Genomic DNA, 22783 nt, shown 5'->3' with positions numbered 1-22783 from the left:
CATATTTGCTGTCATTTATTGACTTATATACCTAACAACAGCCTAGTTGCCACTACGGGAAGGCTTCTATTCAAAGGCTCTTCTCACTATCCATCAATTCGTTTCTTAACTGCTTAGTAGATAGTTGGCGGCACTCCATTGCCGCCAACTATTACTTTTTTCCGCTTATGAAACAGTTCTTCTCTCTATTTTCAGTACTTGGCTACTTGCTATGCTGGCTGCTTCCCCGAGCAAAGCACAAGTGACCAGTATGAGCCTGATGGGTAGTGTGCAAACTGATGAGCAAAAACCATTGCAAGGAGCAGCTATCACGGTTATTCATATGCCTTCCGGCGTGCGCCACGTGGCAGCTTCTGATGTTGTAGGTCGTTTCCTCGCTCGCAACCTAATGGTGGGCGGCCCCTACTTGATACGGGTAGGTCAGGGGGGCTATCAGCCCCAAACGGTGGAAAACATCTTCTTGGAAACCGGCAAGACGGCTAATTTCACGGTCATACTTAGTAAATTGGACGATGGCAAAGACCGGAACAACCGGTCCGATGCTCAAGCTAGTGAACCCAACGGCAGTACCCTGACTTTGGCTAAAGAAGCAGTAGTAGGTGGCCCGGTATTGATAACGACAACACCCCGTCAGCTATCAGCTACAGCCGGAGCCGGAGAGCGACGGCTTCTGCCGCGCCGCAAAAAGCTCCCGTCGCTTCCACCTACAACGGGTACAACCGCTACCCCACTCGCCGGCCCACTACACGGGTAAAGGACGCCATTGTACCCGGGCACTACGACACTCAAAGCGGCAACTACATCTACGACACCGGCCAGCCCACGACCCTAAAACTAGCCGGTGGCAGCGTCATCTCCGGCGTGGGCGTCAACTCTACCGAAAGCAACCTTTACCGTTTCATCACCGACCCGAATGTGCAGGTCAATACCGTAAACCTTACCAACGGCTTGTATAATTTCGACCGGGTATTCTTCAATGCCGGTAAGGCTACCCTCACCAACGAATCTATCAGTCAACTGCACAATGTTGCTGCCATTCTGCACGCTTACCCCAATGCCCGCATCAAGTTCGGGGGCTACACCGACAGCACCGGTACCTACAAAGTGAACAAGCTACTCAGCGATGCCCGCGCCCGAACTGCCTGGGCCAGTCTGGTCGAAATGGGCATCAGCCCCAGCCGTATCGACGCACGTGGCTACGGCCCGCGCTACTCCATTGCACCGAATACCACCGAAGAAGGCCGGGCCATGAACTGCCGCCTCAGCGTGAAAGTGTTGCAGATGTGAGGAACTGTTTATCCTAACCTCCGTGTATGAGGCCGTACATTCGCGTTGCCGAATCGCACTAAAGTGTGTTTTGACGGCGTTATGTCGGCCATTATGCCAGTGCTTTATCCTTCTTTGCGCTTTAAAATTCGGTACGGCCTGGCGGCTTGCCTGCTGTTTAGCACCGTTTCCAAGGGGCGAGCGCAGGATGTTTTTTTTTCGCAGCCGTTTGCCACGCGCCTCCATACTAATCCCGCCTTCACCGGATTAGTCGATGATTACAGTGTCACGCTAAGCTACCGCAACCAGTTTCCGACCTTAGCGGGCTCCTTTGTCAGCACCCAGGCCGCTGCCGATTTTCGGCTGAAATCGCCCGGCCAGCACCATGCCTTGGGCCTGCTCGTCAACCAAGACCGCACTGGGGCCCTGGGCTACACCCGCTTCGAGGTGGGGGGCCTTTATGCCTACCACACGCGCCTTACTCAGCAACTAGCTCTTAGCGGCGGCATGCGCGCCAGCTATGGCCGCCAGCGCATCGGATATGATAATTTCGTGTTTGGCGACCAGATTATGGAGGATGGCAATGTCGTAGGCCCCTCGGCTGAATCCTTGGATTTTCCGCCCGTTAATTATCTGAGTTTGGGTACTGGAGCCGTGCTCTACACTGAGCAAGCGTGGCTAAGCCTAGCCGGCCAACACCTCAACCAGCCCAATCTGGGCTTTCAGAAACAAAGCCAGCTACCGATTTTACTAAGTATCTCGGGAGGCTATAAGTTCTTTGCAATCAAGCCTTCCACTGGCTTGGCTACTCGGGAAGTAAGCTACATACCCGTGGCAGCCTACACTCGGCAGGGCGGCTCCCAACGTATCGAGACCGGCCTTTACCTCAACGCTTCTCCTGTGACGCTCGGGGCAGTGTATCGCAATATTTCTTTGTCGGGCAACGTTAGCCGCCAGGAGGTGGTGGCTCTCCTTGCTGGCGTACAGGCTGGCGGGCTACGTCTCGGCTATAGTTATGATATCGGTCTCAGTCGGTTGAGTGCTGAGTTGGGGGGTGCCCACGAGGTAACACTAGCTCTGCGGGCGTTTGACCGACTAGAAAATGCTCATCGTCGCCTAAAAAGGCGCCTTTACCCGACGGCCCCTTGTCCAGCGTTCTAATTTTTTGTACTATTGTGTCCTAATTGCCCTTGCTAACTTCTCAGCCCCATACTCATTTTAACTTTGTTATGAAATTAACTAATTATCTATGCTTGGCCGTGGTGGGCCTTGTGGCCATAAATGGCTGCAGCAATAAGCAGCCCACCGCCACCAAGCCCGGTAAATATTCCTCTACTACAGGTATTGAGTACAACACCGAGAAGGGAATGAGTGTGGCTAACTTCAAGAAAATTCCTGAAGGCCCAGGCCTGGTATTTATCGAAGGTGGCCGCACTGTGCTAGGCACGCAGGAAGAAGATGTAACCGTATCGCACGACAACATCGAGCGGACCGTTACGATTGCTTCCTTTTACATGGACGAAGCGGAAGTGGCCAACATCCACTGGCTTGAATACCTACACTTTATTCGCACTGACTCGGCAGAAGAATTTTATAAGTCGGCCTTGCCCGATACTACCGTGTGGGCCCGCGACTTGTCGTTCAACGACCCCTACGTGACCTATTATCTGCGCTATCCCGGTTTCCGCTACTTCCCCGTGGTGGGCGTGAGCTGGCTACAGGCCGACGATTATTGCACTTGGCGCACTGCGAAAGTGAACGAACACCTCGCTTCAGAAAGCGGCGGCGGCAAGTCGGGCGGTGGATTATTTGGCAAGAAGAAGAAAAAAGCTGCCGATGGTGCTGATGCTGGCGCCGAAGGTACTATTGGAGCTGCTGGTGCTTTGGGCAACGGTAAAAGCAGCACTTCTATCGAAAACGGCAACACGCTGCCCAACTACCGCCTCCCTACCGAGGCCGAGTGGGAATACGCGGCCCAGGCCCTCGTGGGAACCCAAGAAGTGGGCAACGAGAACCAGGAAGAAAAGCGTATTTATCCTTGGGATGGCAAATCGACCCGCAATGCCTACGGCCGCAAAATGGGCCAGTTCCTAGCTAACTTCAAGCGGGGCCGTGGTGACTACGCCGGTATTGCTGGTAGCCTGAACGACGGCGCTATGATTACGGAGTACATCTACTCGTATCCGCCCAACGATTACGGCCTCTACAACATGGCCGGCAACGTGAACGAATGGGTACAGGACGTGTACCGTCCGCTCTCGTTCCAAGACGTGGAAGACCTGAACCCCTTCCGCCGCAATGGTGTGGGTGACCCCGCCGACAAATACGACAAAAAAGGCTATCAGTCCCTCATTGACGACCACGTGCGAGTATATAAAGGCGGCTCGTGGCGCGACGTAGCCTACTGGCTGTCGCCTGGCACCCGCCGCTTCATGGCGGAAGATTCGGCCACGGCAACCATCGGTTTCCGCTGCGCGATGATTAATGCTGGATCGAATAAATAAAGCGGCGGATTACCGGATTGTAGCAGCCAGGAACGGATTTTTATGATTCCGAATATCTAGGACAACAAAAGAGGCCACTCATTGAGTGGCCTCTTTTGTTATTAACTATTTGCAAGGCTCAACCATAAGAAATCCGTCCCTGGCTGCTACAATCCGGTAAATCCGCGGTTAACGGTCGGCGCAGGCAATGGTGGCGATGCTGACTTCCGCAGCCCCGGCGGCTAGTAGCACGGCGCCGCAGGCTTCGAGAGTAGCGCCGGTGGTTAGCACATCGTCAACCACAAGGATGCGGCGACCGATAATTGCAACTGGGTTTTCGACTTCGAACACCGTGGCTACGTTTTCCCAGCGCTGGGCCCGGTTCTTTTTGGTTTGAGTTTTGGTGTTGGTTATTCGGCGGAGGGCGGTGGCGGTGGTGGGCACCTTCAGACCATCGGCTAGGCCGGTGGCGAAGGCGGCGGCTTGGTTGTAGCCGCGCTTGACCAGCTTGCGCGGGTGTAGCGGCACGGGCACGATGAGGTCGAAGGCGGCGGCGAGACCAGCGGCGTGTAGCTCGGCCCCATAGAGCTGGCCGAGGGCGGTACCGACGTCGCGTTGGCCCTGGTACTTGAGCTCGTGCAGTAAGTTCTGCACCCGACCGTGGCGCACGAAGCGGAGGTAGCTCAACACGTGGCGCACCGGCAGCTTTCCCCAAAAGCGGCGGCCCAGCGGGTTTTGGTCGGTGGGCAGCAGATGGTAATCGGTGTAGGGCAGTTCGGCCCGGCAGCCGGTGCAGAGGTGGTTTTCTCCAGATACCAGTGGCTCGCGGCAAGCTAGACACAGGCGCGGGAATATCAGGCCCACAAAATCATTCCATAGAGACCGAAGCATGGCAGAAGGCAGGGGCGAGGTTTTGGGAAGTAATTTTGAAGAAGCAATGTAGCTACCATTGCTTGTTGTTCTGCTTTCTTCTCTTTGTAAAAGATGTCTCAAGTAACCGAATTCAACGAGTACCGCCAGCGGATGAATGAAACCATCCTGGCAGCTGATAATAAGGTCATCAAGCGGTTTTTCAACCTCGATACCAACACCTACGCTCCCGGCGCCATTGACGTAAAAACCAAAGAAATGCTGGGCCTGGCCTGCTCCATGGTGCTGCGCTGCGACGACTGCATCAAGTACCATCTCGGTAAGTGCTTCGAGGAGAAGCTGACCGACGAGGAGATTTACGAGGTATTTGCCATTGCCAATATCATCGGGGGCAGCATCGTGATTCCGCACTTTCGCCGTGCGGTAGAGTATTGGGAAATCCTGAAAACGGAGGCCGTAGCGCCCGCGCCACCCCACGCCGAACACGCGGTATGAGTGACGAGCCAACCCTTACTGAGCACCCCGAATCGGAAGCCGACTTCGAGGCGCGCTGGGAAACACTGATGGAGGAAATGCAGGCCCGCTTCGGCAAGCGGCCGGATTTGAATGCGCTGCTGCTGCTCATTGGCGTGCAGGAGCTGAACCAGGGCGTGACTACATTCACCAAAGAGCAAAAGCAGGACCTGATGCATATTGCCACCTGCCGGCTCTTCAGCCTGAGCGGGCACTACGAACTGGAGCGGGTGGACGAGGACGGCTGGCCGCACTACAAGCTGTTGCGTCCCGTACCCTTCGCCAACTTGAAGGAACAGGAGCGGATGCTGAAGTGGCACGTGCTGGAATATTTCGCGCTCGACCCAGGAGATAGTCTGTGAATGGACCGCCGTGCTGAGCGCCAAGTCATGCAGAGCGGAGCCGAAGCATCTCGCTTGCCACCACTAATCTTTTTCTGATGAATGGTTTGCTCTTGCACTCAAGATGCTTCACTCTGCATGACGTTTTTTTACGCATGACATCCAGTTAGGATGTAACCAGAGCGCAGCTTTCCGCAACCTGCACTAGAATCAATAACATGAAAATCATCTCTTATAACGTCAATGGCTTGCGCTCAGCTTTGAGCAAGGGGCTGCTGGATTGGGTAGCCGAGACGGCGCCCGACGTGCTGTGTCTACAGGAAATCAAGGCCAGCCGCGAGGCAATGGACGTTTCGGGTTTTGAAGCCTTGGGCTACCATGCCTACCTGCACCCAGCCCAAAAACCTGGCTATAGCGGCGTGGCCACGTTCACCAAAATAGAGCCTGCCGTCGTAGTATACGGCTGTGGCCAAACCTGCTACGACGATGAAGGCCGCGTGCTGCGGCTCGATTTCGATAACGTATCGGTGCTGAATACCTACATGCCCTCCGGCACGAGTGGACCGGAGCGGCAGAGCTTCAAAGTGGAGTGGCTGCACTTTTTTCGGGAATACGTGACTGGGCTGCGGGCCGCGAAGGTGCCGCCGCTGCTCATTGGCGGCGATTTTAACTGCTGCCAAACGGCCATTGACCTGCATAACCCCAAGGCCAACCAGAACAGCCCCGGCTACACGCCCGAAGAGCGGCAGTGGTTTTCTGATTTTCTGGCTGATGGTTTCGTGGATACCTTTCGGCACCACCACGGCGATGCGCCGGGGCACTATTCCTGGTGGAGCTACCGGGCGGGCTCCCGCCAGCGCAACGTGGGCTGGCGCCTTGACCACTGGCTGGCAGAGGCCGCGCTGCAACCGCGCCTGGCCGGCGCGGGTCTGTTGCCCGACGCGGTGCATTCTGACCACTGCCCGGCCTGGGTAGAGGTGCGGTAGTGTGGACTCGGCGAGGCTGCGCTTAAGTTCTCTATGTGCGGACTTGCAGCGTCCGTGCTACATCTTCCGAACCATGCAGCTCGTCTTGATGTATCTTTCCTGAATAAGACCTCATTTATGGCGATGCTGATGGAGCGCGGCGCTTCGGCGGCCGAGTATCCCGCCCTGGCGCGGGTACGAACGGAGCTGGAAGCCTTCAAGCGCAAATTTTACCTCAACCTACTCGTGCGCGGCCTGCTGGTGGCCGGCGGGCTGCTGCTCACCTTTTTCGTGGTGTTCAACGTGCTCGAATACTTCCTCTACCTACCCACGGTGGTGCGGGCGGGGCTGCTATTCGGATTTTTGGGGCTGGTGGCATACAGCTTTATGCGCTGGATCTGGCAGCCGCTGGCAGCCCTCACCAACCTGCGTCGGCTACTGAGCGACGAGCAAGCCGCCCGTAGGGTGGGGGAGTTGTTTCCCGAGGTGCAGGACCGCCTCTTGAATGCCCTCCAGCTACAGGGACAGGCTCGCGATAATGCCCTGATTGCCGCTAGCCTAGAGCAGCGGGCCGCGCAACTGGGCCAGTTTTCCTTTGCCGAGGGCATTAACATCAAGCAACAGAGCCGGCCGCTGTGGAAATACGCCGCAGTACCGGTGGCTGTACTGCTGGCGCTGCTGGCATTCTACCCCAGCTTTCTGGTGCAGGGCACTGAGCGCATCTGGCACTATCGGCGGGCGTATTCGCCGCCGGCTCCGTTTCAGTTCATCGTTAAGAACACTAAGCTGACGGCGTTTCGGGGCGAAGATTTTACCCTGGATGTGGGCGTGGCGGGCGCGGCCCTGCCCGCTGATGTAAGTATCGTTCTTAACGAGGGCGAGCGGCGGCTGAGCAAGGTGGCGGGCCACGGTGACCAATTCCGCTACACGTTTGAGCAGCCGCAGGGCGATGTTACTTTCCAATTAAAGGGTGCCGGGTTCAACTCGCCCGAATACCAGTTGACGGTGTTGGAAAGGCCTAATTTGCGTGATTTTAAAGTCAACATCACCTACCCGGCTTATACCGGCAAGGCGGCCGAAACCATTGAAAACGGCGGCAACCTGACCGTGCCCGAAGGCAGCACGGTGCGCTGGGAATTTGCCACCGCAGCCACCGATGAGCTGGCCTTAGTGTTTCAGAACCCTGATGAAACCTTGGCGGCCAGCGGCAGTGAGGGCAACTTTGTGGCCACGCGGCAGGTGTTGCGCTCGCAACCCTACTTGCTGCGCCTGAAAAACCCAGCCAGCCTAAACCGTGACCCCATTTCCTACCAGCTCACGGCCGTCCCGGATTTGCCCCCGACCCTCACCCTGGAGGCGTTTTCAGATACGGTGACGCGGCGTTTCCTGGCGCTCGGGGGCACTGTGCGCGACGACTATGGCCTGACGCGGCTGGAGCTGCACTATGCCCTGCGCCGCGACGGTCAAGGCCCGAACGCTACGCCGAGCGTGCAGCGCTCGACCCCGCTGGCACTGCCCCGCGAAAGCTCCGGCACCTATGCCTATACTTGGAACTTGAATTCGCTAAATATGCGGCCCGGCGACCGGCTCGAATACTACGTGGAGGCTTGGGACAACGATGGGGTGCACGGCGCAAAATCCACGCGCACCCGACCGGCCGAGTTTCGCCTGCCCGGCCGCCGCGAGATGCGCCAAGAGCTGAATGCCCAGGCGCAATCGGTGGCTAGCCAAATGAGCCAGGCTGCCAAGCAAAGTGAGAAGCTGGAGCGTGAGCTGGCCAAAACCCAGGAAAAGCTCAAAACCAAGCGCGACCTGAGCTTTCAGGACCGCAAGCAACTGGAAGACATGCTCGACCAGAAGCAGCAGATGAACCAGCAGATGGAGCAGATGCAGAAGATGTTCGAGCAGTTGCAGCAGAAACAGGACCAGCTCAGCCCCAAAAGCGAGGAACTGGCCAAGAAGGCGGAAGAGCTGAAGAAGCTAATGGCCGACCTGCTCGACCCCGAAACCAAGAAGCTCTACGATAAGCTGCAAAAGCTGCTCGAACAGCAGAAACAGCCCGACGCTGAGATGCAGAAGCTGCTCCAGCAACTGGAAAACAAGGAAGACACCTTGCAGAAAGAGCTGGACCGGGCGCTGGAAATGTTCAAGCAAATGCAGCTGGAGCAGAAAGCGGAGGAAACCGCCAATAAGCTCGACGAGCTGGCCAAGCAAGAAGAAAAGCTGGCCGAAAAAACGGCTCAGAACGATAAAGAAAACCCTGACAACAAAGCTTCGAACCAGGAACAAAAGGCCAAGCAGGAGCAACTCAAGCAGGAGCAGGCCGAGAAGCAGCAGGAGTTTGAGGACTTGAAAAAGGAGCTGCAGGAACTAAAGCAAATGGACAAGGAGCTGGGTGACCAGAACGGCGTGGACGAGCAGAAGCCCGAGCAGGAGCAGACCGGCCAGGATATGCAGGAAAGCCAGCAGCAGCTCGGCAAAAATCAGAACTCCAAAGCCGCCGCCAAGCAGAAAAGTGCCGCTGCCCGCATGAAGCAGATGGCTAAGAAAATGCGTGACCAGATGAGCGAGGAGGAAAGCGACCAGGCCCAGCAGAACATCGATGACCTACGCGACATCCTCGAAAACCTGCTCACACTGAGCTTCGACCAGGAAAGCCTGATGAAGGACTTCCGCAAGGTGGACCAGAGTGACCCTCGCTTCGTGCAGCTGGGCCAGACCCAGCGCAAGCTGCGCGACGACGCCAAGATTATCCAGGATTCGCTGTACGCGCTGGCTAAGAAAGAACCAAAAATTCAGAGCTTCGTGACCCGCGAAGTAGGCGAGATGAACGGCCGCATGGACGAGTCGCTCACCCACATTCAGCAGCGCGACCTGGGCCGAGCTACCGCCACCGAGCAGCAGGCCATGACCAGTATGAATAACTTGGCCCTGATGCTGCAAAGCTCCCTCGACCAGATGCAGCAGGAAGCCCAGTCCGGCAAAGGCCAGCCGCAGGACGGCCAAGGCAAACCCGGTAAGAAAAAGGGCAAAGGCAAAGGGCAGGGCCAGGGCAGTAAGCCCGGCCCCGGCAGCATGGGCAAAATGCAGAAACAACTCAACGAGCAGATTCAACAGCTTTCGAAAAGCGGTAAAACCGGCCGGGCCATGTCGGAGGAGCTGGCCAAGCTGGCCGGGCAGCAACAGATGCTACGCCAGGCCATGCAGCAGCTCGACAAATTGCAGCAAGGCCAAGGCAAGCCCGGTGGCCCCCAGGGCCAGGGTAAAGATGGCAAAACAGGCAGCCAGGAAGGTAAAGAGGGCAGTCCAAATGGCAAGGATGGCAAAGGGGAAGGCGAACAGGGCGGTGGCGGCACCGGCGACGTTAAGAAGCTGATGGAGCAAACCGAAACTGACCTCGTAAACAAACGCCTGACCGAGGAAACCATCATGCGCCAACAGCAAATTCTGACTCGCCTGCTTGAAGTAGAGAAATCGGCCCGCGAGCGCGACCAGGATACCAAGCGCGAAGCGCAGGCTGCGCAGGCCAAGCCCCCGGTTTTTCCGCCCGCATTCGACAAATACCGAACAAACAAGGAACGCCAGACAGAATTACTACGTAGTACTCCTCCAAACCTCACTCCGTATTATCAGCGCGAAGTAGGTGAGTATTTCCAAAAAATTAAGTAACGGTAGGTCCCTTTCAGCCGTTGGTAGTTTCGTTAATCAATTAGTCCTCTGCCAAAATCAAGCTTCGGCTGGTGGCGTAAATTCTTGTGGCGCTTTGGCGTTAAAAGACTATTTTTGCCGCCCGAACTCGCTGCCGCCCTTCCTATCAAACCGCCTTATGAAGCAGGTAAAAATCCAGATTCCGTCGCTCGTCGAAAACATCCGCGTGGTGGAAAGTTTTATCGATAACTCCAAGGATACCTTTCAGATTGAGGACGATATCTACGGCAACATCATGGTTGCCGTGACCGAAGCCGTCAATAACGCCATTCGTCACGGCAATAAATTCGACAAGGACAAGAACGTCTACTTGTCGCTGTACGTAGAACCCCAGCAACTCAAATTCGAAATCGAAGACGAGGGTGCAGGATTTAATTACGACAACCTCGATGACCCCACGGCCCCCGAAAATCTGGAAAATCCAGGTGGCCGGGGCATCTTCCTCATCCGTCATCTGGCCGATGAGGTGGAGTTTAGCAAAGAAGGCCGCCGCGTGCAGCTCACGTTTCAGCTCACCCAGGCGCCTGCCGACGAAAACCCTACTGCCGACCAAATCGCAGCCTAACGTAGCATGATTAGTCACCCGCCGGTGGGTCCGCCCCACCACGATAATTTCCCCCCCGGCGAATTACACCACGAGGCCCCCGGCATCGAATTCATGGTGGAAGACGTGCCCGAATTTGAGCTGGCTGATGCCGAAAGCCTTTTGGAGTGGATTGAGCGCATCGCAGCCGTGCACGAGCACCGCATCGTGCAGCTGACCTATATCTTCTGCTCCGATAATTATCTGCACCAGCTCAACGTCGAATACCTCGACCACGACACCCTCACTGACGTTATCACGTTCGATAATTCAGATGATGCTGATATTCTCGAAGGTGATATTTTCATCAGCGTGGAGCGGGTACGCGAAAATGCCCAGGACCTGGGCGTGAGCTTTCGCGACGAGTTGCACCGCGTTATGATTCACGGCGTGCTACATCTGCTTGGCTACCACGATAAGGATCTGTTGAGCCAGACGGCCATGCGCGCCAAGGAAGACCATTACTTGTCGCTGCGCACTTTCTAGGGACGTTTCTACGTTTATTTACGAAACCAACTAACTGACGCCCGCTTTTAGCGGGCGTCGGCATGTGCAAACCCAGTTGGCGGCGATAGCCGCGCCATTGTTGTTCGTTCCCGCTTTATGGCCGCCTCTCCTTCTGCTCTACCCGTCATTCGGGGCGAAGCCTTGGATTTTTACCTGGCCCGGGGATACTACCGCATGCAGCAGGACTTGTTCACCTGTCAGTTTGTACCCTTCGATGGCCGCATCTATACCACCCACTGGCTACGCTTGGTGCTGGCCCGCGTGCAATGGGGCCCCGAACAGCGGCGGCTTCTGCGCCGCAACGCCCGGTTTGCAGTCATAATACAGCCGTTTCACCTCACTTCTGAACACGAAGAACTGTACGCCCGCTACCGGAGCACCATCACCTTCGACGCCGCACCTACCGTAGAGGACGTGCTGTTGGGTGGCGCGGTGCACAACGTGTTTAATACCTATATCATCGAACTGCGCGATGGCAACCGCTTGGTGGCCGCCGGTATTTTCGACCGTGGCGACCGCAGCCTGGCGGGAATCCTGAACTTCTACGACCCCAACTATCGACAGTACAGCTTGGGCAAGTACCTGCTGTTGCTGAAAGCCGACTACGGCCAGCGCCTGCAACTCGACTATTACTACCCCGGCTACTTGGTGCATAGCTACCCCAAATTCGATTACAAGCTATTTCTCGGTCCCGTTGCTACTGAAGTATTCGATAGCGTCGGCGGCCAATGGCAGCCCTTTTCCTGGGAGGCAGTTATGGAACAATCGGTGGAGCTGCTAGCTAACTGGCTCCCCGAAGACCTGCGCGAAATGGCTGCCTAGAATCGTAGGAAAGGACAAAGTGAGCATACTTGCCAGCATTCGAGCACAGCGCAACGTGAAGAGGAACCATTAAAATCCTGCTCAATACTAATTTTCAAATCCGCAACTCGTTTCACGTGAAACTGCTTGCGGATTTTTGATTTCGTAATTTTGAAGGCGCAATACCAAGCGAGCTTTTTCGCGCAAGGTTTCGCAAAGTTGAAATCAAGTTTCGTAAAGCTTGGTTACAGCTTTTATCGCCTTTGCGAGACTTAACTTTTAAACTTCGCGAGACTTCGCGCTACTATGTTTCAGCAAGAAGAATACGATGTCATTGTAGTGGGTGCGGGCCATGCCGGCTGCGAGGCCGCCGCCGCCGCCGCCAACCTGGGTTCGAAGGTGCTGCTGGTAACGATGAACATGAACACCATCGCCCAGATGTCGTGCAACCCCGCCATGGGCGGTGTGGCCAAGGGCCAGATTGTGCGCGAAATCGACGCGCTGGGCGGCCAGTCGGGCATCATCACCGACCAAACCATGATTCAGTTTCGGATGCTGAACCGCTCGAAAGGCCCCGCCATGTGGAGCCCGCGCGCCCAAAGCGACCGGATGCGCTTTGCCGAAGCCTGGCGCATGACCCTGGAAGGCATCACAAACGTGGACTTTTGGCAGGAAGCCGTGACCGGCCTAGTGGTGGAAAACGACACGGTGGTGGGCGTGAAGACCCAACTCGGTATCGAGTTTCGCGGCAAGTCGGTTGTGCTCACCAACGGCACTTTTCTGAACGGCCTTATTCACATTGGCGAGAAAAATTTTGGCGGGGGCCGGGCGGCCGAGAAAGGCAGCCGCGGCATCACCGAGCAGCTGGTGGAGCTGGGCTTTGAAGCCGGGCGCATGAAAACCGGCACGCCGCCTCGCGTGGACGGCCGCAGCCTCAGCTACTCCAAAATGGAGGAGCAGGGCGGCGACGCTGAGCCCAGCAAGTTCTCTTATCTCGACACACCGCGCCTTGCCCGGCAGCGGCCTTGCTACATCACCTACACCAACGAGCGGGTGCACGACATTCTGCGCGAAGGCTTCGAGAAGTCGCCCATGTTCCAGGGCCGCATCAAAGGCCTGGGACCGCGCTACTGCCCGAGCGTAGAAGACAAAATCAACCGCTTCGCGGATAAGGACCGGCACCAGATTTTCGTGGAGCCCGAAGGTTGGAGCACGGTGGAATGCTACATCAACGGCTTCTCAAGCAGCCTGCCCGAAGACGTGCAGTACCGTGCCCTGCGCGAAATCGTGGGTTTCGAAAATGCCAAGATGTTCCGGCCGGGCTACGCCATCGAGTACGACTTTTTCCCGCCTACCCAACTCAGCCTGACGCTGGAGACCAAGCGCGTGCAGAACCTGTATTTCGCAGGCCAAATCAACGGCACCACGGGCTACGAGGAGGCCGCCTGCCAGGGTCTGATGGCCGGCATCAACGCCCACAACAAAGTACACGGCAAGGCTCCCTTCATTCTGAAAAGAAGCGAAGCTTACATCGGCGTGCTTATTGACGACTTGGTGAACAAGGGCACAGACGAGCCCTACCGCATGTTCACGAGCCGCGCCGAGCACCGCATCTTGCTCCGGCAGGATAATGCCGATTTGCGCCTCACGCCTCTCGGCCACGAGCTGGGCCTGGCGTCGGATGAGCGGCTGGCCCGCGTGCGGATGAAGGAAACCCAAGCCGCCGAGGTTACGGAGTTGCTCCAGAAATTTGCCATTGAAACTGCCGAAATCAACCCGCTACTGGTGGAGCTGGGCTCCGCGGAAATCCACGAAAAGACCCGCGCCGTGAACCTGCTGCGCCGGCCCAATGTGGAGCTGGCCGACCTGCGCCGTGCACTACCAACGCTGGATGCCACCCTGGCTACGTTTGATGCGGAGGCGTTGGAGCAAGCCATCATTAACATCAAATACGAAACCTACCTGGCCAAGGAGCATCAGCAGGCCGCCCGGCAGCAGGAGCTTGAGAACTTCGTGATTCAGGGCCGGCTCGACTACCGGGCCATGCCCGCGCTCAGCCACGAGGCCCGCGAAAAACTGCTCAGAATTCAGCCCGAAACCATTGGGCAGGCTTCGCGCATCAGTGGCATCTCGCCGGCCGATGTATCGGTACTGATGGTGTACTTGGGTCGGTAGGAGGCGCTGGCCAAATCATGCTGACCATTAGGCTGGCTTCGGGCGATTTGCACTGGCACTTTTACTAAAGAACGAGCCTATTTGCAGGAGCAGTTGCGGCACTATTTGGCGTAACTGCTCCCTTCCATTTTTACCCACTTCTTTTGTTGGCTGGCATTTCCTTGGTGTTTTCGATGAGCGTTGGCTCGACTATAGATGAGCCCAGAGCAGCACTTGGGTATGATTAAATGAGTACTCAACTAAAATCTACGAACTTTGCTAGCCTTTAGCTAACCTTGTCTGCCCTGTGTCCTACGAACGATTAGAAAGCTGCCCCGTGTGCGGCAAGCCCGAGTTTCGCAATAAACTGGTGGTGGAGGACAAAACGGTGAGCCACGAAAGCTTCGCCATAGTGCAATGTGCGGGCTGCAGCTTCCAGTTCACCAATCCCCGTCCGAGCGCGGCGGACATTGGACGCTACTACGAGTCCGACGACTACGTGTCGCACAACAGCGGCGCGGCCGGCCTCGTGAACCAAGCCTATAGGGTGGCGCGGTTTTTCACCATGCGCCGCAAGGTGGGCTTGTTGGACAAGTTTGCGCCCCGCCGCGGCAAGCTGCTGGATTACGGCTGCGGCACGGGTCATTTCCTGGCGGCGGCTAAGTCGGCAAGCTGGCAGGTGTCGGGCCTGGAGCCCAACATCCGGGCCCGGGAAGAGGCCAGCCAGCGCCTCGGTCAGCCCATCACGGAAGAGAATTTGACGGCCTTTGAGCCCGGCATGTTCGATGCCATTACCCTGTGGCATGTGCTCGAACACGTACACACCCTCAACGAAACCCTGGCTCGCCTCACGGCCCTGCTCAAGCCCGACGGCGTTATTTTAATTGCCGTGCCCAACGTCGAAAGCCTCGATGCCCAACACTACCGCGAGCTGTGGGCCGCCTACGATGTACCGCGCCACCTCTATCACTTCGCCCCCAAAACCATGGCTCAACTGCTCAAAAAGCATAAACTGACGTTGCGCGAAACCTTACCTATGCCCCTCGATGCTTACTACGTGAGCATGCTCAGCGAGAAGCACAAGGCTGAGCGCGCTGGTGGTCTGTTCACGGTTTTGAAAGCGGGCTATAAATCTAACTTGTACGCCGAGCAGCACGAAGGACAATATTCCAGCTTGTTGTATGTAGCCGGGCGGCGCACCCCAGCAGCCTGATGCGGCGGGCGGTACGTTTTGGGCTGCTTTTGGCGTTGGCCGCTGGCTGGAGGCCGGGGGCCAACGCCCAAACACCGGCGCCACCCCCAACGCCCATGGTAGCACCAATGCCGGATTCGGCCAAAATCACACCGCCCACCTTCGTGGCCGATACCGCCCGGCACGTCACCGTCGTTACTGCCGAGCCGAGCGAGGCCGTGACGCGTCCGTTGGCGTTGCGCATCGGCGCGGCCATTGTTGTACTTACTCTCACCACACTGTTGTTGTATAATGTTCGTTCGCGTTGAACTGCTGGCTTTGCTGGCGCTGGTTGCCTTGCTTGAAAGCTGCGCTGCCGTGGCCCCGCCCCTCGGCGGCCCGCGCGACCGGACGCCTCCGCGCCGCATCAGCAGCTCGCCCGATAGCGCCGCCCGCAACGTGAAGCAGCAGCTTGTGCGCATGGTGTTTTCGGAACCGGTCGTCACCAAAGACCTGAGCAAAAACCTGCTCATAACGCCCCAGCTGCCCGACGACAATCCTTATAAACTGCGCGAAGACCGGAACTCCGTCACGCTGCTGTTCGATAAGCCCCTCGACCCTAACACTACCTATAGCTTCAATTTTCGGGAAGGCATCGTGGACATTACCGAGGCCCTGCCAGCCAAGAATGCCTATCTCACCTTCAGTACCGGGGCCGTACTCGATTCGGGCAAAGTGAGCGGCACCGTCACCGATGTGCTCACTGCCAAACCCGTGGACGGGGCCAGCGTGGGCCTCTACCGCGAAGCCGATACTGCCGGCGTGCGCCGGGGCCGGCCGTACTATACCGTCCTCACTGACAAGGAAGGCAAGTTCAATCTGAATTTCCTGAAAGCCGGGTCGTACAAGCTCTACGCCGTGACCGACAAGAACAACAACGGCCGCTACGATGATGGCGAGAAAATAGCCTATCTGCCTCAGCCCATCACCGTGGCCGGCAGTACCAGCACGCCCACCGCTCTAGTGCTTACTCAGCCCGACCGGCGGCCACCCTTGCTCACCACCCGCACGCCCAGCCCCACGCAGCTGCGCCTTAGTTTCAACGAAGGCTTGCGCACGGCGGCGCTGGCACCACTCGGGACCAAGCCAACTCCCGCTGCGACTACCGAGGCCTTACTACTAGCCGAACGTGGCCGCTCGGTCGTCATCTTCAAAACACCGGAAGTGGGAGATGGGCGCTACCTGCTCACCACGGCAGATAGCACCGGCAATGTGGCCCACGATACGCTCCAGGTTAAGTTTCCGGTGCCACCCGCCACGGCCAAGAAGGTAGCTATTACGCCCCTGTATTCGGTAGAAGGCAGCCCGCGCACTGTGTACCGAGAGGGTTTGGTAAAGTTTAGTTTTGCGGTGCCGGTACGAATTGCTGCCGGCCAGCCCTTCGGCACACTGGTCGAAGACTCAACCAAGCGCCGCCCCCTGCGCCTGCCGGCTGATGGCACTCTCAATCCCGAACGGACACTGCTCACCGTACGCTTCGACACCAAAGCCAAGACCCGGCTGGACGTGGTGCTCGACAGCGCCGCCATTACCGCCATCACGGGCCAGTCGTTGCGCCTCAAGCCGCTACGCCTCGGTATAAGTGAGCAGGACGTTTCTACCAGCCTCTCGGGCACCATCACCACCCAGGAAAAGAACTTTGAACTGCAATTGCTCGACGATAAGCTGCAAGTAGTATCGAGCCTGGCCTCACCCAAAGGTAAATACCTATTCTCGGATATTTCCCCCGGCGTCTACCGTCTCCGGGTGCTGATTGACAGCGACGGCGACGGCCACTGGCGTGGCGGCGACCCCAACCTGCTGCTCCCACCCGAGCCCGTATACTTTGACTCCAAGCCCCAGCAAGTGCGAGCCGGCTTTGATATTGTGGCAGCCCTTAAGTTTTAAATTTTTTAGCGGGCATCGGGTATCGCTCTTTCTGTAAACTCAGAAGGTGCCAGATAAAGGGACGAATCCTTACACAGGTAATTCGTCCCTTTATCTGGCACCTTTTTTATGGCTCGCCTGCCTCACGCTCGATGTAGGTTTTGCTCCTAGAGTACCTACCGGCTTTCGCTCGAGACCGGACTTATATCCTTCCCTCTCATTTCACTCGTCGTTGCTTCGGAAAAATCGGCCAAAATCGGCTGGTTTGTCCACATTGGTGGATAACTAGAGGCTATTTCCAGTTACTGAGGGCCCTTTTTGGCCTTAATCCCCCGGTTTTCCACGTACTTTTCCACAATGGTTTGGTGATGGGGAGAATTTCGGGGATAACCTGGGGGAAACATGCGGCCCACGCGGGGATAAGTGGGGCAGAAGTTTTTTTGGCTGTTTGGCTGCCTGCACAGGGCAAATTAGCAGGGGATAACCGTGGATAACTTTTCCTCGCCAAAGAGCCTTTTCACATCCCTGCTTTTCGGGGGAAAAGAAAAATGTGGAAACCCGGTGGATATGTTGAGAATCAATTTAACTACCTTGTTTTCAGAACTATATTATCCACAATGGCAGTGGATAGCGAGTGGATAAGGCTCACATTACCCCCACGTTTTCCACGCTGAGGATAACCCATCTAGCTTATCCACTTATCAACTGACCTAATGAGTGGAAACAAGAAAGGTTTTTTAGAAAAAAATTTAATAAAAAGTTAAGGCTGGGGAAAACCTATGGGAAAGCCGTTTCAAATTCTGAAACTCGGCTGCTGATTTTCTCTGGAATGCGTAGAAGCGTTTCCACTGCCCAGTTCCTGAAAATGCCGTTTGACTACACCCTCGATTTCCACACGGTTGATTTTCGCCAGCACCCCGAGTTGTATCGCGTCGGCCGGGGCGAGCAGGGCGTACTACTAGTGCAGCCCTACAAGGGCGAAATTCTGCCGTACTGGCGCTTCAAAGACGCGGCGGCAGCTACCGAGTCGTCGGAGGCGATTTATGGGTTATTTGAGGCTTATTTGAAAGCCAATGATTTTATCGGCGCCGACATGGCCCGAAAATTTATCCAGATGGGGTACACCCGGGCCCGACGCTACGCCAACCATCGCGGCGGTAAGAAATACGCAGGCCCCGTTCCCGACGATAAAAAAGGCCAAAGTGGGGCCCACGGTCGTGCTGAGCTTCCGCGCACCGACCACCCTGATGTGGATAAAGTGGAAGCCGCCGCCATTTTCAAGCGCAAGTGGGACGAAGCCAAAGCCAACCCCGAATACCTGCGCCAGAAAGAAGCCTTCATTAAAAAATACGGGAAATGATTTGGTACTTGGGCGGCGTGACGCGAAAGTATTCTGAACCCAGGCACCAAGCACCAACAACCAAGCACCAACCCTACCTTTGCCACCTCCCTTTCATCTCAATCCCATGAGCATCCCCCAACCCTCCAGCATCGAGGAAAACGAAATCATTCTGGGCACCGGCATGGGCCCGCTACGCTTCGGCGCTACCATGGACGAGGTGCGCACTCTGGTCGGCGAGCCGGAGGAAATTGAGGAGTCTGATGACGACGACGACTTCGAGCACCAAGCCTGGAACTACCACGAGGAGGACTACCTGTTGTCGCTCTACTTCGACCGCGAAGACGACTTCCGCCTGAGCTGCATCGAAACCGACAACCCCAACATGCGCCTCTTCGGTGAGGCCATATACGGCCTGAGTGTGGACCAGGTAAAGGCCCTCATGCAGCGCCACCACCAGCCCACGCCTGAGCTTGAAACCATGGAGGAAGGAGCCATACGGCTTTCATACGAGAAGTCAATGATTGACTTATATTTTGAAGAAGGCGAATTGCAATTCGTCAACTTCGGTGTTTTCATCAACGATGAGATGGAAGTGCAGTGGCCCCAATAAAGCGGGTTTATCCACATTTGTAGGCGGTTTTGCTGTGGATAAGTGGATAAGTCGGCAAAAACAGCACGTTTATCGCCCACTTCTTCCGTTTTACCGAATATCGGCCTCACGACTTGCTTTGTATCAATAAAAAAGGCTGCCCCACGATTGGGGCAGCCTTTTTTGTTTTATGTTGTGGAGCTTACTAGCCCAGCACCGCCCGAAATAATAGGAACAACAGGCCCGACAGCACCATGGTTACGGGCAGCGTGAGCACCCAGGCCAGAGCAATGTTGCGTACCATCTGGGGATTAATGTTCTTCACGCCACGGCTGGCCACCATGCTGCCCGCGATGGACGAGGTGAGCACGTGCGTGGTAGAAGCCGGTAGGCCAAAGCCCGTATTAGCACCAATCATGGCGGCTGCCACCAGCTCCGATGAGGCACCCTGTGCGTAGCTCAAGTGCTCCTTACCGATGCGCTCACCAATGGTTTTTACGATGCGCTCCCAGCCTATCATCGTGCCCACGGCCAGCGAGAGGCTCACCATGAGTAGCACCCACCAGGGGGCGTAGTCGGTGAAGGTCTTCATTTCCCTAATGGCCAGGTCATAGCTATTGCGGTCTTGGGAACTGAGGCTGACGTTGGGAGAAGACAGCAGCTTTTTGGCACGGTTGGCTAGTAGCAGCACGTCGCGCCGGATTTCGAAGCGCGTTTGCTGGGGCAGTTCCTTGACGTTGGTTTTACCGGCAAAAATACGGTCGAGGTCGGCGGTTTCGGCCTGGATTTCGGCCAACGTTTTTTGGTCGTTGGGGCTGAGTTCAGCGCGATTCACGCGGCTAATCACATACTCCACTTTACTCAGCGACGCACGCAGGTCGAGGGGATTTTTGGTTTCGTCGAGGGCAAAGCGGAAGGGCACGATGCCAATCAGAATCAGCATAATTAAGCCCACGCCCTTTTGGCCATCGTTGGAGCCGTGGAAAAAGCTCACCAGTGTACAGGTCGTAATGAGGGTGAGGCGAATCCAGAGGGGCGGTGGCTTGTGCTTATGCGGCTCCTTAAAAATAGCTTTGCTGCGCACGAAGCGTTTAAATAGGAACATCATGCCAATAGTAAGCGCAAAGCCCAGCAGCGGGCCCACCAACAGGGCAATGCCTGTTTCGCTGGCTTTGGACCAGTTCACGGCTGCGCTGCGCGACTCAGGCAGCAGCGAAAACGCGATGCCGACGCCCAGAATGGAGCCAATCAGGGCGTGGGAACTTGAAGCCGGAATGCCGTAGTACCAAGTGCCGACGTTCCAGATAATGGCGGCCAGGATAAGCGCGCCCACCATCGCAATGCCGTGGTACACGTTGGCATCAACTAGACTTTCGACCGGCAGCAGATACACGATGCCCATGGCCACGCCGATGCCGCCAGCAAACACGCCAATGAAATTCCAGAAGGCCGACCAAACCACCGCAACCCAGGGCCGCAGCGCATTGGTATAAATAACTGTGGCTACGGCATTGGCCGTGTCGTGGAAGCCATTGACGAACTCGAACGCGCAGGCTGCCAGCAGGCATACTATCAGAAGCACTAGCACGTGAGGTTCTAAACCGAACATAAACAGGAAATTGTTGGGTATTTAAGTTGAATTACCAGTCAAAGGTAGGTAGACCATCGGGCCCCGATATGTTACCGAATTATGACCGGTTATTTTAACCGATTGACGGATAGGAATAGATGCACTAAATGAGGTCTGATTTAGACAGACTATTGCTGGTAAAGTGCCAGCGCACAGTGGGAGAATTACTCCAGTTGTTAAGCTGTTGTTTTATAATATGTTATGATTTTAAATAGTCTTTTTATTTGCAAATCTGTTAAAATCTGCGGTTTATCTTTGCCGGCATGAATCCAGCACTCGAAACTACCCAGCTCAAGGATATTGTAGCCCACGCCAAGGAATACGGCTTCGTGTTCCAGTCATCGGAAATCTATGACGGCCTGGCCGCCGTGTATGACTACGGCCCCAATGGCGTAGAACTGAAAAATAACCTCAAGCGGCTCTGGTGGGAGACCATGACCCAGCTGCACGGCAACGTGGTGGGCATCGACGCCGCCATTTTCATGGACCCCCGCACCTGGGAGGCCAGTGGCCACGTGGCGGGCTTCAACGACCCCATGATTGACAACCTCGACAGCAAGAAGCGCTACCGCGCCGACGTGCTGCTGGAGGAGAAGGCTGCCGAATATGAGAAAGCCGGCGACCCTGTCCGTGGGGCGGCTCTCACCGCTGAGATGGGCCGCCTGCTCACTGAAAATGACTTGGCCGGCGTGCGTCAGCTCATCATCGACGAGAACATCCTGTGCCCCGTATCGGGCACCGGCAAGTGGACCGAGGTGCGCCAGTTCAACCTGATGTTCTCGACCCAGGGCTCGGCCGTGGAGGGCGATGCGCCACCGGTGTACTTGCGCCCCGAAACGGCCCAGGGCATCTTCGTAAACTTCTTGAACGTGCAGAAATCGGCTCGCATGAAGATTCCCTTCGGCATTGCGCAAATCGGCAAGGCCTTCCGGAATGAGATTGTGGCCCGGCAATTCATCTTTCGCATGCGGGAGTTTGAGCAGATGGAGATGCAGTTCTTCGTGCGCCCCGGCACCGAAGGCGAGTGGTATGAGACGTGGAAGGCCGCCCGCCGCCGCTTCCACGAGGCCATTGGCCTGCCGGCTGAAAAGCTGCGCTTTCACGACCACGATAAGCTGGCCCATTATGCTAAGGCCGCCGTCGACATCGAGTTTGAGTTCCCCTTCGGCTTCAAGGAAATCGAGGGCATTCACTCCCGGTCCGACTTCGACCTGACCCAGCACCAGAACCTGAGCCGCAAAAAGCAGCAGTACTTCGACAACGACGTAGACCCCGCCACAGGCAAGCCCTACGGCAACTACGTGCCCTACGTAGTGGAAACCTCAGTGGGCGCCGACCGCCTGTTTCTGGCCACGCTTTGCAATGCCTTTGCCGAGGAAATCATCACGGAAGGGGAGGGCGAGGACCAGCAAACCAAAACCCGCACGTTTCTGAAGCTGCATCCGGCCATTGCCCCGGTCAAAGCCGCCATTTTCCCGCTAGTGCGCAAGGATGGCATGCCCGAAAAGGCCCAGGAAATTTTTGATGACCTGAAGTACGATTTCCGCCTCGTGCTGGAAGAGCGCGACGCCATCGGCAAGCGCTACACCCGCCAGGACCTCATTGGCACGCCCTTCTGCATCGTGGTGGATGGCCAGACCCTCGAAGACAACACCGTGACCGTGCGTCACCGCGATTCCCGCGAGCAAATCCGGCTGCCCATTTCGGAGCTGCGCGCCTACATTGGCGAGGCCGTGAGCTTCCGTCGGATATTTGAGAAGCTATAAGCTGTCCTATACAGTTGCGTGCGTAGCGCGCGATAGGACGTAGGGCGAGGGCAGTCTTCAGGTTGCCGTGGCGGAAACCGACTCCGCTACGGCAGCCCGAAGACTGCCCTCGTCTTCGTGGCGCGCAGGCTTACGGTAACGCCGTTGCCGTAAGCCTGCGGCCAGCGG

Annotated in this window: 20 protein-coding genes; 18 read left to right on the top strand and 2 right to left on the bottom strand. The window is 56.6% G+C overall.

Going from position 1 to position 22783, the window contains the following annotated elements; translation table 11 throughout:
- Positions 1–211 precede the first annotated feature (211 nt).
- From WX88_RS10955 to WX88_RS10940, 4 genes are all read left to right on the top strand, one after another.
- Entirely contained in the window at positions 212–754 is a 543-nt protein-coding gene (locus tag WX88_RS10955) for a carboxypeptidase-like regulatory domain-containing protein (RefSeq protein WP_046244406.1), read from the top strand.
- A gap of 107 nt (positions 755–861) precedes the next feature.
- The gene (locus tag WX88_RS30800; protein ID WP_046244405.1) at positions 862–1287 is read left to right on the top strand and encodes an OmpA family protein; all 426 of its coding nucleotides are present in this window, start codon (positions 862–864) and stop codon (positions 1285–1287) included.
- 114 nt (positions 1288–1401) lie between these two features.
- A complete protein-coding gene (locus tag WX88_RS10945; RefSeq protein WP_197076747.1) occupies positions 1402–2427 on the top strand; it encodes a PorP/SprF family type IX secretion system membrane protein in 1026 nt (341 codons plus the stop codon).
- A gap of 68 nt (positions 2428–2495) precedes the next feature.
- The gene (locus WX88_RS10940; protein ID WP_046244404.1) at positions 2496–3770 is read left to right on the top strand and encodes an SUMF1/EgtB/PvdO family nonheme iron enzyme; all 1275 of its coding nucleotides are present in this window, start codon (positions 2496–2498) and stop codon (positions 3768–3770) included.
- A gap of 168 nt (positions 3771–3938) precedes the next feature.
- Here WX88_RS10940 and WX88_RS10935 read toward each other — a convergent pair whose 3' ends face one another.
- Entirely contained in the window at positions 3939–4640 is a 702-nt protein-coding gene (locus WX88_RS10935) for a ComF family protein (RefSeq protein WP_046244403.1), read from the bottom strand.
- Between the two features lie 93 nt (positions 4641–4733).
- Between WX88_RS10935 and WX88_RS10930 the strand changes: the two genes are divergently transcribed.
- From WX88_RS10930 to WX88_RS10870, 13 genes are all read left to right on the top strand, one after another.
- On the top strand, positions 4734–5114 hold the full coding sequence (locus WX88_RS10930) for a carboxymuconolactone decarboxylase family protein (RefSeq protein WP_046244402.1): 381 nt from the start codon (positions 4734–4736) through the stop codon (positions 5112–5114).
- Positions 5111–5494: a hypothetical protein gene (locus tag WX88_RS10925; RefSeq protein ID WP_046244401.1), complete on the top strand. Its 384-nt coding sequence runs from the start codon at positions 5111–5113 to the stop codon at positions 5492–5494. The genes WX88_RS10930 and WX88_RS10925 overlap by 4 nt, the downstream gene beginning before the upstream one ends.
- A 197-nt stretch (positions 5495–5691) precedes the next feature.
- Positions 5692–6459 (top strand): exodeoxyribonuclease III, encoded by a 768-nt coding sequence (locus WX88_RS10920; RefSeq protein ID WP_046244400.1) that lies wholly within the window; start codon positions 5692–5694, stop codon positions 6457–6459.
- A gap of 117 nt (positions 6460–6576) precedes the next feature.
- On the top strand, positions 6577–10107 hold the full coding sequence (locus tag WX88_RS10915) for a DUF4175 family protein (protein WP_231590673.1): 3531 nt from the start codon (positions 6577–6579) through the stop codon (positions 10105–10107).
- Between the two features lie 157 nt (positions 10108–10264).
- Positions 10265–10711, top strand: a complete 447-nt coding sequence (locus tag WX88_RS10910; protein WP_046244399.1) for an ATP-binding protein — start codon at positions 10265–10267, stop codon at positions 10709–10711.
- A 6-nt stretch (positions 10712–10717) separates the two neighbouring features.
- A complete protein-coding gene (gene ybeY / locus WX88_RS10905; RefSeq protein WP_082115972.1) occupies positions 10718–11215 on the top strand; it encodes an rRNA maturation RNase YbeY in 498 nt (165 codons plus the stop codon).
- A 117-nt stretch (positions 11216–11332) separates the two neighbouring features.
- A complete protein-coding gene (locus tag WX88_RS10900; RefSeq protein WP_231590672.1) occupies positions 11333–12058 on the top strand; it encodes an arginine-tRNA-protein transferase in 726 nt (241 codons plus the stop codon).
- A 285-nt stretch (positions 12059–12343) separates the two neighbouring features.
- Positions 12344–14212, top strand: coding sequence for a tRNA uridine-5-carboxymethylaminomethyl(34) synthesis enzyme MnmG (gene mnmG, locus WX88_RS10895; protein ID WP_046244398.1), 1869 nt, complete (start codon positions 12344–12346; stop codon positions 14210–14212).
- Between the two features lie 286 nt (positions 14213–14498).
- Positions 14499–15404 (top strand): class I SAM-dependent methyltransferase, encoded by a 906-nt coding sequence (locus WX88_RS10890; RefSeq protein ID WP_046244397.1) that lies wholly within the window; start codon positions 14499–14501, stop codon positions 15402–15404.
- A 95-nt stretch (positions 15405–15499) separates the two neighbouring features.
- Positions 15500–15691 (top strand): hypothetical protein, encoded by a 192-nt coding sequence (locus WX88_RS10885; protein WP_156176067.1) that lies wholly within the window; start codon positions 15500–15502, stop codon positions 15689–15691.
- Positions 15675–17309, top strand: coding sequence for an Ig-like domain-containing protein (locus WX88_RS10880; RefSeq protein ID WP_046244395.1), 1635 nt, complete (start codon positions 15675–15677; stop codon positions 17307–17309). The genes WX88_RS10885 and WX88_RS10880 overlap by 17 nt, the downstream gene beginning before the upstream one ends.
- Before the next feature lie 808 nt (positions 17310–18117).
- On the top strand, positions 18118–18648 hold the full coding sequence (locus WX88_RS10875; RefSeq protein WP_046244394.1) for a DUF4385 domain-containing protein: 531 nt from the start codon (positions 18118–18120) through the stop codon (positions 18646–18648).
- 106 nt (positions 18649–18754) lie between these two features.
- The gene (locus WX88_RS10870; RefSeq protein WP_046244393.1) at positions 18755–19240 is read left to right on the top strand and encodes a hypothetical protein; all 486 of its coding nucleotides are present in this window, start codon (positions 18755–18757) and stop codon (positions 19238–19240) included.
- A gap of 184 nt (positions 19241–19424) precedes the next feature.
- Here WX88_RS10870 and WX88_RS10865 read toward each other — a convergent pair whose 3' ends face one another.
- Entirely contained in the window at positions 19425–20828 is a 1404-nt protein-coding gene (locus WX88_RS10865; RefSeq protein ID WP_046244392.1) for an inorganic phosphate transporter, read from the bottom strand.
- A 284-nt stretch (positions 20829–21112) separates the two neighbouring features.
- On the opposite strand from WX88_RS10865, the gene WX88_RS10860 reads away from it, so the two are divergent.
- Complete coding sequence (locus WX88_RS10860) at positions 21113–22615, top strand: glycine--tRNA ligase (RefSeq protein WP_046244391.1); 1503 nt, start codon at positions 21113–21115, stop codon at positions 22613–22615.
- The last annotated feature ends 168 nt before the right edge of the window (positions 22616–22783 follow it).

This window comes from Hymenobacter terrenus (assembly GCF_000972495.1).
Classification (GTDB): domain Bacteria; phylum Bacteroidota; class Bacteroidia; order Cytophagales; family Hymenobacteraceae; genus Hymenobacter; species Hymenobacter terrenus.
This window is presented reverse-complemented; position numbering and strand designations above follow the sequence as displayed.